A 13,558-nucleotide genomic window follows, 5' to 3' on the forward strand; every position below is an offset into this window, starting at 1 on the left:
CGCGTAAAATTTAGCGCAATTTTTAATGGTTCGTGGCGATACGAACCACGGCGAGGGCGAGCAGCCATAAAAAAAGCCCCGATGCAAATCGGGGCTAATTGATTGTTAATTTGGAGAGATATTAATGTCCGTGATCTAAATCGTATTCATTTACATCTTTATGGTCGTATGGTTCAACCATTAACTCATCGATGGTTTTTCCTTTTTTATTGAAACCTAAGCGGTCTAACATTCTATCGAATATTAAGTACACTACTGGAACAAAAATCAGGGTTAAGAACAATGAGCTGGTTAATCCACCTACGATAACCCATGCCAAACCATTTTTCCACTCGGCACCTGCACCGCTTGCAAGGGCAATAGGAAGCATACCAAAAATCATGGCGATGGTTGTCATTAAAATGGGTCTTAATCGTGCATGGTTCGCTAATACTAAAGCTTCAATTGTCGATTTACCTTCAGCCTTCAAGTGATTGGTGAAATCGACCAGGATAATCGCATTTTTAGCTACCAGACCCATTAACATAATTAAACCTAAAATGGTAAAGATACCAATTGAGTTGTTGGTTAATGCAAGCGCCAGGAATGCTCCAATTAATGCCAGTGGGAGCGAGAACATTACCACCAAAGGATAAATGAAACTATCATATAGTGCTACCATGATCAGGTAAACTAGAATTACTGCAGCTAATAAAGCGATACCTAAAGTACCAAATCCTTCTGCCTGGTTTTCCTGATCACCCGCCCAGCTATAGCTAACACCTACCGGCGCTTTTAATTTACCATTTTCCTGATATTCTTTTAGTTTAGCCATGAAATCAGCAACCACAGTACCTGTAGGGCGGCCAATTGACTGCGCTTTAACCGATACCGAAGTAGATTTGTTTAAACGCTCCAGCTGACTTGGTCCTGAACCTTCTGTAATCGTTGCGAACTGCGATAATTTAATTTGCTTACCATCATTGTTTACAAAAATGAGGTTACGTACATCTTCCACATTCTGGCGGTTGAAGTTTTGATACTGGATATTGATATCGTACTCGTATTCGCCTTTTCTGTATTTACCATCGGTGTTACCTGCAAATGCGGTTTGCATGGTCGAACCCACAGTTTGTAAGGTTAAGCCCACTGCCGACATTTTATCGCGGTCTACCTGAACATTAATCTCAGGTGTTCCTTTTTCTACCGATAGTTTAATCTCTGTAGCACCCGGAATTGCGGCAAGTACTTTTTGTGCACCTTCGGCATATTTCAATGCGCTATCTAAATCAGAACCCATTACCACCAATTGTATCGGCGCATTTTCTGCAATACCCAAAATACTAATCGGCACAGTTTTTACTTTTGCACCTACAAGTTCTTTGGCGAGTGCACGGCTCATTTTGGTTGCAAAAATATCTGAAGATACACCTTCACGCTGATCGCGCTCAACCAATTTAACATTGATTTCAGATTTGTAAGCAGTTGCCTGTGTACCACCAAAATCGCCAGTCGATTGACCAACAGTCGTAATTAATTGTGTAATTTCAGGTTGTTTATCTAAGAAAGCCTCAGCTTTTTGAGTCAGGAAGTTGGTTTGCTCTAAAGAAGCATCTTTAGGTAACTCTAACTGCACCAAAAACTCACCTTTATCTGATTTAGGGAAAAACTCTGAACCGATAAAACCAGCTCCAGCTAAATACATCGCACCAACAAACATTGAAAAAACGACTAAAATAGTCCATCTTTTGTGACCAAGCGACCAGGTTAAGATGTTGGTAATCCACAAAGTGAATTTCTTCAATTGCTTTTCGAACCAAAGGATAAAGCGACCAAAAAGGTTTTTGCCCTCAATACGTTCTAACTTACCAAAACGCGAGAAAATAAGCGGTACAATGGTAAACGAAGCCAATAACGAAAGTAAAGTTGCAATAATTACTACCACACAGAACTGGCGCAGGATGTTCGAAACCAAACCTGTACTTACCGCAATAGGGAAGAATACCACCACAATTACGAAAGTGATCGATACTACGGTAAAACCAATCTCACGTGTTGCATCAGATGCTGCACGTACCTTATTTTTACCCATTTCCATGTGCCGCTGGATATTTTCCAGTACCACAATCGCATCATCCACCAGGATACCTACCACGAGTGATAGCCCTAGTAATGACATTAAGTTTAAGGTAAAGCCGAACAGGCTGATCCCGATAAAAGTTGCAATTAAGGATACCGGGATCGATACCATTACAATGATCGCATTACGCAAGCTATGCAGGAAGAAAAGCATTACGAAGGCTACCAAAATTACCGCTAAAATTAAATCGTGAATTACTGCATCAGCAGATTCTAAGGTGAAAATAGAACTGTCGTTAACAATTTTAATGTCTAATTTATTGGTTGCGTATTCGTTTTTAAGTTTAGCAATAATGGCATGTACGCCTTTACTCACTTCTACAGCATTCGCATCACTTTGTTTAATAATCTGAATAGCGATAGAAGCCTTGCGATCGATACGGGCTAATTTTTCGGTTTCCTTTTGCGAATCCTGAACATCGGCCACATCGCCTAAACGGATTTGTGCACCATCTTTACCGGTGGTTAAAACCAGGTTTCTTAACTCTTCAATACTTCTGTATTTACCCGATAAACGGATTAAAACGTCTTGATTTTGTGTTTTAACACTTCCGGTAGGGAAATCAAGATTCGACGAAAGAATCATTTGTTGCACCTGTGGAACCGAAAGACTGTAGCCTTGTAGTTTATTGGCATCAAGCGAAACCTGGATTTCACGCTCAGAACCACCCACTAAGTTTACCTGAGCAATACCACTAACCCTCGAAATTACAGGGGCAATACGTTTGTCAATTAAATCGTAAAAACTAACGTCGTCCATGTTAGCAGAGGCCGACATGGTAATTACCGGTAAATCATCAAGTGAGAATTTACTTAACGAAGGCGTTTTTACATCTTCAGGCAACTCGGCCAGGATGGCATTTACTTTACGTTGCGCATCATTTAAAGAGATGTCGATATTCGCCGCATCTGTTAAAGTAATGGTTACGGTTGATAAACTCTCGAAAGATACCGAGTTAATTTTTTTGATGTTCTCCATCGATGATACCGCATCCTCGATTTTTTTGGTTACGGTATTTTCAACCTCATTTGGCGATGCACCAGGGTAAATGGTCGAAATAGATACTACGTTGTTCGAGAATTTTGGAAGTAACTCATAACCCAACGAAAAGTAACTGAGTAGCCCAAGTAAAGTTAGTGCGGTAAACACCACAATAACCAGCGAAGGCCTTTTTATAGATATATCTGTTATCTTCATTTTAAATTTTTATTGCAATTGAAATAATATCGTCCTTTGACAGGCTCAGGATGACAAACTGTAAACTGATAACTGCCAATTGAACTATTTTACGATACTCACAGCAGTTCCATCAGCCAGGTTAATCTGTCCGCTGGTAATTACTGTTTCGCCTTCTTTTAAGCCATCCAAAATCTCAACATTATCTCCTAAAATACGGCCTGAAACCACATTGCGGATTTTTGAAGTATTGCTGGCTTTATCCAACAAGAAAACCTGGTTGCTGCTTACGCTACCCACAAATGAGGTACGTGGAATAAGGATGCCTGGAGCCTGTTTAGGGAATTTAAATACAGCGGTTCCGTACATACCAGCTTTTAAGCTGTTTTTGTGACTGTTTTCTACTTCAATCTCGATTGGGAAGTTTAAGGTAGCATCGGCTTTAGCGGCAATAAAAGTTACCTTACCCGAAAAATTATCAGTTGGGAAAACAGAAGATTTGATCGTAATCTGATCGCCAATTTTAAGGTTAGCCACCTGCGATTCGTTTACATTAACCTTCAGTTTCAATTTAGAAACATCAACCAGCTCGAACATTTGCGTACCCTGGGTATTTACAAAAGCACCAACTTCAATGTATCTTTTGTTTACGATACCGTTAATTGGTGATTTGATATTGGCATCGCTCAATTTGCGTTGCGAGGCCTGTAAACGCAATTTCGCATTTCTGGTAGCCAGTTTAGCCTGGTCTAACTGTTGTTGCGTAACGCCGCCGGTTTGAAATGAGCTCTGGTATCTGGCTTCATCGCGTACCGCATTCTGGTAGTTAGCCTCAGCCGTTTCCCTGTCGGTATTGATAATTTCTGCATCAACACGTGCCAAAACCTGACCCTTGCTTACGCGATCGCCTTCATCCACATAAATGGCGGTAACACGACCTGCGTTTTCTGATAAGAAGTTTAATTCTTGTTTAGGGATAAAATTTCCGTTTGCGCTGAAATCTAAATCCACAACTTTTTTCTGTACGTCTGCAACCCGAACGGCAACTGCGCCACCACCTTTAGCAATGAAAGCAGTTTTTTCTTCGTTCTTCTTTTTGTTGTTTTTTAAGACATAAGCTATTGCACCAAGGGCAACAACAACTACGATGATTATGGTAATTACTCTTTTCATTTCTATTGTACTAGCGATTTAATATTTCCGTTTGATTTGATTAATTGTATTTCGGCTATTTTATAATTTAATAAAGCCTGTGTATAGCTGTTTTGTGCTGAGGTTAATGCGTTTTCCGTATCCAAAAGATCGGTTAACGAAGCTAAGCCATTGTTATAATTGTTTTGAGTACTCTTGTAAATCTCTTGCGCTAAATCAGCATTTTTACGTTGCGATTTAATGGTGTTTAAGTTATTGCGCAACTGTATTTTGGCATTTTCGTAAGCCAGGTTTAAAGAGTTTGTAGTTTCTTTTCTGCTTTCCTGTGCCTTTTTAATGTTTACATCAGCCTGGCGGATTTTAGAACGGGTTAGGAAGCCGTTAAAAATTGGCACTTTTAAAGTCAGGCCTACTGCCGAAGCTCCATATCCGATTGCTGCTGCATTGGATTTTAAGAAATCGAAACCATCGCTTTGGCTCGAGTAAGTATAGTTACCCGTTAAAGCCAATGAAGGATAATATTCAGCCACATAAGCTTTTCTTTGTAGCGATAATAGTTTATCCTGGTTATTTAAAAGTTTAACCTCTGTTCTGTTGGCCAGATCGATAGAATCTGTAAATACAGGTAGGGTAGTCACTTCCGTTAATTCGGTTGCAGGTAGGTTAATCGGTGTTGCAACAGGCATTCCCATCGAAAATTTCAATTGGTTTTCCAATTGGGTAATTGCATTGATGGTTTGCTCGCGCTGTGTATTCAGGTTAGTTAAGTTTACACTGATCCTGTCTACATCGATTTTTCTGGCCAAACCATTTTTATACTGGTTGCTTACAATTTTTTCAACCACCTTAACATTTTTAATGTTGGTATCGATTACGTTAAGCTGTTGCCTGTTTACCAAAACCTGGTAATAATTGTTGGCTACCAGTTCGATAATCTGCTCTTCTGTTAACTGCGAAGTAAGGTTATAATATTCTTCGCTCGATCGTGCAGCCTGTAAACCGGTAAAAACCTGCTGGTTAAATAATTGCTGCGAAAGCTGGACGCCGGCAGTCGAATTCCAGTTCTGACCCAGTTTGATCGCCTGTGTTTGTCCGCCGAAATTAGCTACCAACTGGCCGATAATCGGGTTGTAGGTTAAGCCTACGTTTCCGGTAATTTGTGGTAAGGCTTGTGCCCTTACTTCTTCTACCTTGTATCTTCCACCTTCAATATCCAATTTGGCATTTCGCACTTTTGTATTGTTTTGGAGCGCAAAAGTGAGCGCATCTTTTAAGGTAACCTGCTGCTGTGCAATTGTCAGCTGCGGTAAAACCGAGCCGATAATAACGATGAGCATTAATCTTACCATTTTTATTCTAAGCATAATGTATTGATTTTTTGTTTTTGGGTTCTTCTCTGTTTTTTTCAGCCATTAACCTGAGGCTGTTTATTTGGGCTAACGTTAAGCTTTAATCTATGCACCTTAAACCCCTTACAAATATGGTGGTCAGGTTTTTTTGCTTCATCGTCATTTTATTTAATGCTTTTTTATCAGGGAAAAGGTCTTTGCCGGTCTCCATAATACACATGGTACAGAGGCCCATTAAGCTTTCCAGGTATAGTTCGGCAACATGGGCAGTGTCATCGTGCTCAATTTCTCCTTTTGCTTTAGCCTGACTAAAAATCTCGGCGAAAAAAGCTTTTTCCGATTCTTTTAGTGCATGTAGCTTGCCTTTAATCACCTCATCGTTCAGTAAATCCGGAATTCCTTCCGTAATGCGGAGCATGTAATATTTTTGGAAAAAAGTGTTCCTTACATCAATGGTGTTAAAAAGAATTTCCTGTACTGGCAGCTCAGGGTTGTATTTCTTTTTAATCAGTTCGAAGAAATCGTTAAACACTCTTTCAATCACCCCCACAATCAAATGTTTTTTATCCGGGAAATAATAATAAAGAGATGGTTTGGATACAGACAGATCTTCGGCAATATCGTTCATTGTGGTTTTACCAATACCAAAATGGATAAAGCGTTTTATAGCGCCATCAATAATTTGCTCTCTCTTTTTATCGGCTACAATCATTTTACTTTTCTACTTTCTGACTTTTTTAATATTTTAGTCAAAAATAGTGCTAAAAAATGATTTGTCATGAAATGTTTGGCTAAACCAGAGGTAAGCTTACAATCTCATGACATAAATATACAGTTTTTGCTGTTATATATCTTTACAAACCAGTTGTTTATATATTTTGTTCGTCTTAATTAACATATTAACTGTACTATTTACCATCATTGCAATGGAGTGCTTGTCGTGGTTTATACACAAGTATTTATTTCATGGGCCCTTGTGGTTTTTGCATAAAAGTCACCATCAAAAGGCTAAATCATTTTTCGAATGGAACGATTTGTTTGCACTGTTATTTGCCGGGCTTTCGTTACTGTTAATGTATATTGGCAGGAAGAACTTCGATTACCGCTTTTTTGTTGGACTGGGTATTACCCTGTACGGCCTGATTTATTTCATGGTGCACGATTGGTTTGTGCACCGGCGTTTTAAAACCTTCAAAAGCACTAATACCTATTTGTTGGCTGTGCGTAAAGCCCATAAAATGCACCATAAAAATAGGGGAAGGGAAAAAGGAAAGGCTTTTGGGCTGTTGTTTGTGCGGAAAGATCTAATCTCGTAAGCCTGAAATAGAAATAATCACTAAAAGTAATTTGATAAACTAATTAATTAGTTTATATTTATTTTATAAGATATAAATATGAAACGATACCTGGTCATTCTGGCAATTTTCTTTGCTTCGTCTGCAATTGCGCAAAACATTAATTTTACTATCAAAGGTGAAATTTCAAATACTGATAGCATCAAATATGCTTATTTAACCACGCTTTCCCAGCAAATTCCTATATCAAGCGATAAAATATTTATGGTAATGCCAGTTATTAACGGCAAATTTGAGTTTAAGGGGGCTTTTGATCTTGAGGGTAAAGATTATCAATACGCCAGTGTTTTTTTTGAAGAGAGAGGAAATATTTCTAAGGAAGAAGCATTGTCTAAATTTAGAAATCTGATTTGGCTAACAGGAGCCAGGAGGAATGCAAAGCTTATCGTACTAGAGGATTTAACCCTGTCGATTGATAATTATGGGAATACTAAAGCTGCTAAAATTACTGATAAAGGTATTTTAACAAGGCAAAGTGATGAGGTTACTGAGGCCATAAAAGCCAGAGATAGAAAAATGATAGCCTTTGTAAAGAAGTATGCTGATTCACCTGTAGCTTTCTATCAGGTAGAACAAATCACCTCGATGTTTGATGTGTCTCGTAAGGATAGGATGCAAAGTATGTACGGCTTGCCACTAGAGTTGTTTAATGAACTTTCTCCTAGATTAAAAAATAGTAAAAAAGGGCTCGAATTAAAGAAAAATATCGATGATAAGGTTAAGTAGTAAACCTTTGGTTCTGTTGTTTGCGGCATTGTTTAATTTTATGGATTCTGTTAACGCTCAACAAACTTTTAAGGGGAAGCTTATCCTAAAATCGGATTTTAGCACACTCATTCAGCAGCCATTTAAAGTTGTACTGAAAAGATACGATTTGGCCAGTTTAGGCGGCGTAACCGACACGATTATAATTAAAGATAAAGTGCTGAGCTATGAAACTGAGCTTTTGGAACCAGTAAACTTATTGATGGATTTTTACTGGAACAATAAAAAAGTTACTTCAAAGAAATTTTGGACAATGCCCGGTAATTATGAAATTGCGATAGACAGCAATTTAGTTCCTGAAATTGTGGGCGTTAAACCTGCAATTGTAGCCGGCATAACAGAGCTTGATCGGTTTTCGGCTGTTTTTTCTAAAAAGGCGGAAACAATGGTTGGTAATGTTAATTATGAAAATCAGAAAATTGCTGATGTTGAAGCCAGGATTTGGCAAATAAGAGATTCGATAGATATTGCGCTTGATAAAAATGTGTACCTCCCGGCCATAAAATTGAACGCAAATTCGCCGGTTGGCTTATATGCACTTTGGCAGTACGCAGATAGGCCACATGGTAAGCCACGAACTATAAATCACCCAAAAGAAATTAATTCATTATTAAATACGCTAGGGCCGGATATTAGAATACTTCCATCTGCGCTAAAATTAATCGGTACCATATCGCTCGAGAGACAACTTAGGGTTGGTAATGTAATGAAGCGTTTTTCGCTACCTGATGCTAAGGGTAAAATGTACAACCTTGATGATTTTAAGGGGAAGTATTTGTTGGTGGATTTTTGGGCAAGCTGGTGTGTGCCTTGCAGAGATGAGAACCCGACCCTGGTTAAAGCCTTTAATAAGTATAAAAAATCTGGATTCCAGATCGTAAGCATAACAAGAGACCGATTATCGGGAAGGACAGATTGGCTTGAAGCGATACAGAAAGATAAGGTAAATATATGGCCTCAGTTAAGCGACTTTAAAGATGTAGCGCAGAAAATTTATAACATTGAAACTATTCCGGTAAACTACCTTGTGGATCCTAAAGGCATAATTGTTGGCAGAAATTTAAGAGGGGATGATTTGGAAAAAGCACTTAAAAAGATTTTTAAGTATTAAAAGTGATTGCTAGATTTCTCTGCAAATGCCTCAAGAGGTCGAAAAAGGTAGTGAAATCTACCATAAAACAATGGCAAAGAAAACGAAAAGGCTTTTGGACTGTTGTTTGTGAGGAAAAGCTTATTAAGAATTAAAGCTATATGATAAATAAATATTTCGCCATCTTTCTTCTCGGTTTTATTTCTATAATCCTATACGCCTGTGGCAAAAAAACAGATAAAGAACGCGCCATTGCCCTTGTAGAAAAGCAATACGAAAATAGTAGCCAAAAGCTGAACTTTGAGCAGGCTACGCTTGATAGTCTTTATCATATTTCGCCCAAAGCTTACGCCGATAGCATTGCAAAAGGACATGAGCTCGATTCGACTCTGGCGGTACTCGAAACAGAAATTGAACATTTTAGTCAGGCAGAATCAGATAGTGTAGGCTTGATTAGTGCAAAGCTGACCAAAGAAAGATACAGTTTACTGGAGCTGGCTAAAACCAAACCAAAGTTTATTGGATGGAAGTTATCAGGAGTGACTAAAGCTGGAGATATAGCAGCGTCTTTGAGTTTTAATTTTGATCAGGGGATTAGCAAAATCGTTCCTTAATTAATTTTTCTTTTACTTTTGCAGCATAACAAAATCAACATGCTTCAAATTCAGGAAAATATTTCGTTAAAACCTTACAATTCTTTTGGTATCGATGTTAAAGCAAAGTTCTTTGCCGAAATATTTTCGGAAGCTGAGTTGAAGGCATTGTTTCAGCATGAACTGGTAAAAAATCAAAAACTACTTGTTATTGGTGGGGGGAGTAATGTGCTGTTTACACAAGATTATCAAGGTCTTGTAATCAAAATTAGTATTAAGGGCATCGAATCTAAAGTTGCCGGAGATGAGGTTACGATAATAGCGGGAGCAGGCGAAATATGGAACGATTTTGTAAACTATTGCGTAAAACATGGTTTTGCAGGGGTTGAGAATTTAAGTTTAATTCCTGGTACCGTGGGGCATCGCCTATACAAAACATTGGTGCTTACGGAGTAGAACTGAAAGATGTTTTTGAAAGCTGTACCGCATTCGAGATTAAAACCGGTAAAATTAAGATCTTTAATTATGACGATTGCCATTTTGGTTACCGTGAAAGTGTTTTTAAAAGCGAGCTAAAAGGGCAGTACATTATTACCTCAGTTGCTTTTCGTTTATCGGCTGTGCCAAATATCAATACTTCTTACGGTGCTATTGAAACTGAACTGCAGAACAGGGGAATAGAAAAACCAACCATTGCTGATGTTTCTGCAGCGGTATCGCATATTCGCGTAAGCAAATTACCAGATCCATCAACCATTGGTAATGCTGGTAGTTTCTTTAAAAATCCTGTAATTGAAAAGCATGAGTTTGCTGATATTGTAGCAAAACACCCCGATGTGGTGCATTATGCTACAGCCGATGATAAAATTAAACTTGCCGCTGGCTGGCTAATTGAACAGTGCGGTTGGAAGGGTAAAGTGGTAGGGCAAACTGGTACCTGGAAAAATCAGGCTTTGGTGTTGGTTAATCACGGCTATGCCACTGGTACAGAAGTGTATAGTTTTTCTGAACAAATAATAGACAGTGTAAAGGCCACGTTTGGAGTCGCTTTAGAACGTGAGGTAAATATTCTGTGACGAAACAACGCATAGGCATAAACCAGTACTTTTAGGGGCGTGCCAGAAATTTTTGGTACTAAGTTTGTTTGGATTATAGTGAATGGACATTAATTCATTTGTTTTTTTTAATCTACCTAAAGCTTAAATATCATGACAAAATTCGAATTCAATCACCTCGTTAATCATCACTCCGTATCGCTTAGATCTTACGCTTTAAATTTTACAAAAGACGCTGAAGATGCAAATGATCTGGTTCAGGATACCATGCTGAAGGCCATTACTTATTATAATAAGTTTAAAGAAGGTACGAATTTGAAAGGTTGGTTGTTTACCATCATGAAAAATACTTTCATTAACAACTATCGCCGTTTAGTAAAAACGAATACTTTAATTACGCAGAGCGAGGATATTTCTTCGGCTAACCTTTCATACAGTGCAACTAAGAACCAGGCAGAAAGTAAATTTGTGCTGGGCGATATTGATAAAGCCCTTGCTCAATTACCTGAAGAGTATTATGTGCCTTTCATCCGTTATTTTGAAGGTTATAAATACCACGAAATTGCTGATATGTTAGAAATTCCTATCGGAACAGTTAAAACACGTATCCACGTAGCACGCGGTATTCTTAAAAAATACCTTAAAACTTATTCAAAAGAAATTGCCAGTACTGAAATGGCTTAAGATACATCAATTGGAAAAACCAGGGGCTCAGATTTTATCTGGGCCTTTTTTGTTATCACTTCCAAAGCGAAAAGTCATCTCGACCGTAGTGGAGAGATTTACCTAACAGATCTTTATCGCATCCCATATCTGTCATGCTGAGGGTTAATTTATTGGATAAAATCAATATTAGTGATATCCCCTCTTAGGGCTCCTCATTTCGAGCGAAGTGCAACGTAGTTCAGAAATCCATTTAAAGATCTCTCCATTTCGCTGCGCTTCAGTCGAGATGACGGTTCTTCTATGGGGCTGTCAATGGTAGAGTAATCGAAGGATCTTTTATTTGTTCAAGGTTGCTAGTCGAAGTCGCCGTCATTTCGGGCGCAGTTGAGAACCACGTTAGTGCTCAGCGAAGCTAAATCTGTCTCGAGATAGATTTCTCTCCGCCTGTACGGGCAGGCGTTCCTTTATGCTGCAGTCGAAATGACGACCCTTTTATTTAATTATCGGTTGTAGCCAACTCATATAAGGTATTCCCAAAATCTCCTAAAAAGCAAAAGGCCTGGAAAATCCAGGCCTTTTTGCTTATCATATATTTGGTTAGTTGATTCTTATTTTTTCTTTCAACAATTCGCCTTCTCTCTAATTTCGAAACAAATGCAAACCTCGAACAATAATGCGTTTTAAAGGTTTTTTGCAGTGTTTTTGTTTTGTGGTTATAAAGATAAGGGAAATTTTAAATTTGTCAAGCTTTTTTTAACTTTTTTATTATTTCTTTTGCTACCACTTGTCCCGAGATGATTGCAGGGGGCACACCGGGGCCGGGAACGGTTAATTGTCCGGTATATAAAAAATTTGTTACATTGCTTTTCATTTTCGGTTTAAGGAAAGCGGTCTGTTTCAAAGTGTTTGCTAATCCATACGCATTTCCTTTAAAGGCATTATAGTCTGCAACAAAATCATCCATGGCATAACTGCGTTTAAACAAAATGTTATCGCTAATGTCGTTTCCGGTTAAATCTTTAAAGCGTTTAATCAATAAATTAAAGTATGCTTCCCTTTTGCTTTCGTTATCTTTTAAACCAGGGGCTATCGGAATTAAAAAGAAAAGGTTTTCGCAGCCCTCGGGTGCCACACCCGGATCGGTAACCGAAGGGCAGCAGGCATAAAACAAGGGTTTTGATGGCCATTGAGGGGTAGTGTAAATTTCTTCAGCATGTTCATCAAAAGGTTCATCAAAAAATAAGTTGTGATGGAGGATATGATCCAGTTTTTTATTTAGCCCAATGTAAAACAGCAGGCATGATGGAGCCATGGTTCGTTCATTCCAGTATTTTTCATCGTACCTTCGATAGGTTTTCTCAAGCAGTTTCTGTTCTATATGATGGTAATCGGCATTACCCACCACAAAATCGCAATTAAAGCTGCCTTTGTTTGTAATTACCTGCTCTGCATGGTTATTCTTAATTTCAATTTTGCTTACTGTGGTATCGAAGCTAAATTTTACACCTGCATCGGTAGCTATTTTCTGCATGGCGGCAACAATCTGGTGCATACCGCCCATGGGATACCAGGTGCCTAAAACCAGATCGGCATAGTTCATTAGACTGTATAATGCAGGGGTATTTTGTGGAGTGGCACCCAAAAACAAAACAGGGAATTCTAACAGTTTCCTTAGCTTATCGTTTTTAAAGAGCCGGTGAACATGTTTGCGCATATCGCCTAATAGCTGCAGTTTAATTCCACTAATGGCTAAGCGTGGATCGAAATACTCCATTACGCTATGCGATGGTTTAAAAACGTACTCGTTCATGCCTACCTCATATTTATATTTAGCCTGATTTAAAAACGATTGGAGGTTTTTGCTGCTGCCGGTTTCCAGTTGTTCAAATAGCTGATATAAATCATCCAATGTTGCGGGTACATCAATGGTGTCGTTTTGGCCAAAATAAATGCGGTAGGAGGGACTTAACCTTTTAAGTTCATAGAAATCGGCGGTTGTTTTGTTAAAGAGCTGATAGAAATTTTCGAAAACATCGGGCATCCAATACCAGCTGGGCCCCATATCGAAAAGAAAACCATCTTTTGCCCAGGTGCGTGCCCTGCCACCTGCCATTTCATTTTTTTCGAGAACGGTAACTTCGCAGCCTGCTTTTGCCAAAAGGGCGGCGGCAGCTAAGCCTGCAAAGCCGGCACCAATTACAGTAACCCTGGTTTTTTTGTCCATGCTGTAAATAAAAG

At 38.7% G+C, this 13,558-nt stretch carries 10 protein-coding genes and 1 pseudogene; 6 read left to right on the top strand and 5 right to left on the bottom strand.

Annotated features, from left to right (window positions below):
- Positions 1–121: 121 nt before the first annotated feature.
- The 4 genes from G7074_RS12285 to G7074_RS12300 all read right to left on the bottom strand — a co-directional run bounded on the left by G7074_RS12285 (position 122) and on the right by G7074_RS12300 (position 6,508).
- On the bottom strand, positions 122–3,316 hold the full coding sequence (locus G7074_RS12285) for an efflux RND transporter permease subunit (protein WP_166208623.1): 3,195 nt from the start codon (positions 3,314–3,316) through the stop codon (positions 122–124).
- Positions 3,317–3,400: 84 nt separating this feature from the next.
- Positions 3,401–4,468 (bottom strand): efflux RND transporter periplasmic adaptor subunit, encoded by a 1,068-nt coding sequence (locus G7074_RS12290; RefSeq protein WP_124562577.1) that lies wholly within the window; start codon positions 4,466–4,468, stop codon positions 3,401–3,403.
- A 2-nt stretch (positions 4,469–4,470) separates the two neighbouring features.
- Positions 4,471–5,811: a TolC family protein gene (locus G7074_RS12295; RefSeq protein ID WP_124562578.1), complete on the bottom strand. Its 1,341-nt coding sequence runs from the start codon at positions 5,809–5,811 to the stop codon at positions 4,471–4,473.
- 85 nt (positions 5,812–5,896) lie between these two features.
- The gene (locus G7074_RS12300) at positions 5,897–6,508 is read right to left on the bottom strand and encodes a TetR/AcrR family transcriptional regulator (protein WP_124562579.1); all 612 of its coding nucleotides are present in this window, start codon (positions 6,506–6,508) and stop codon (positions 5,897–5,899) included.
- Between the two features lie 214 nt (positions 6,509–6,722).
- Between G7074_RS12300 and G7074_RS12305 the strand changes: the two genes are divergently transcribed.
- From G7074_RS12305 to G7074_RS12330, 6 genes and pseudogenes are all read left to right on the top strand, one after another.
- A complete protein-coding gene (locus tag G7074_RS12305; RefSeq protein ID WP_233603991.1) occupies positions 6,723–7,112 on the top strand; it encodes a sterol desaturase family protein in 390 nt (129 codons plus the stop codon).
- A gap of 78 nt (positions 7,113–7,190) precedes the next feature.
- On the top strand, positions 7,191–7,877 hold the full coding sequence (locus G7074_RS12310) for a DUF4369 domain-containing protein (protein ID WP_124562581.1): 687 nt from the start codon (positions 7,191–7,193) through the stop codon (positions 7,875–7,877).
- 40 nt (positions 7,878–7,917) lie between these two features.
- Positions 7,918–9,027 carry a peroxiredoxin gene (locus tag G7074_RS12315; protein ID WP_158674141.1) on the top strand — a complete coding sequence of 370 codons (1,110 nt, stop codon included), beginning with the start codon at positions 7,918–7,920 and terminating at the stop codon, positions 9,025–9,027.
- Positions 9,028–9,167: 140 nt separating this feature from the next.
- Complete coding sequence (locus tag G7074_RS12320) at positions 9,168–9,620, top strand: hypothetical protein (RefSeq protein WP_124562583.1); 453 nt, start codon at positions 9,168–9,170, stop codon at positions 9,618–9,620.
- Between the two features lie 39 nt (positions 9,621–9,659).
- Positions 9,660–10,675, top strand: a pseudogene (murB, locus tag G7074_RS12325) (UDP-N-acetylmuramate dehydrogenase).
- A gap of 132 nt (positions 10,676–10,807) precedes the next feature.
- Entirely contained in the window at positions 10,808–11,338 is a 531-nt protein-coding gene (locus G7074_RS12330) for an RNA polymerase sigma factor (protein WP_124562585.1), read from the top strand.
- 724 nt (positions 11,339–12,062) lie between these two features.
- Here G7074_RS12330 and G7074_RS12335 read toward each other — a convergent pair.
- Positions 12,063–13,544: an NAD(P)/FAD-dependent oxidoreductase gene (locus G7074_RS12335; protein WP_124562586.1), complete on the bottom strand. Its 1,482-nt coding sequence runs from the start codon at positions 13,542–13,544 to the stop codon at positions 12,063–12,065.
- Positions 13,545–13,558 lie beyond the last annotated feature (14 nt).

This window comes from Pedobacter sp. HDW13, assembly GCF_011303555.1.
Classification (GTDB): Bacteria; Bacteroidota; Bacteroidia; order Sphingobacteriales; family Sphingobacteriaceae; genus Pedobacter.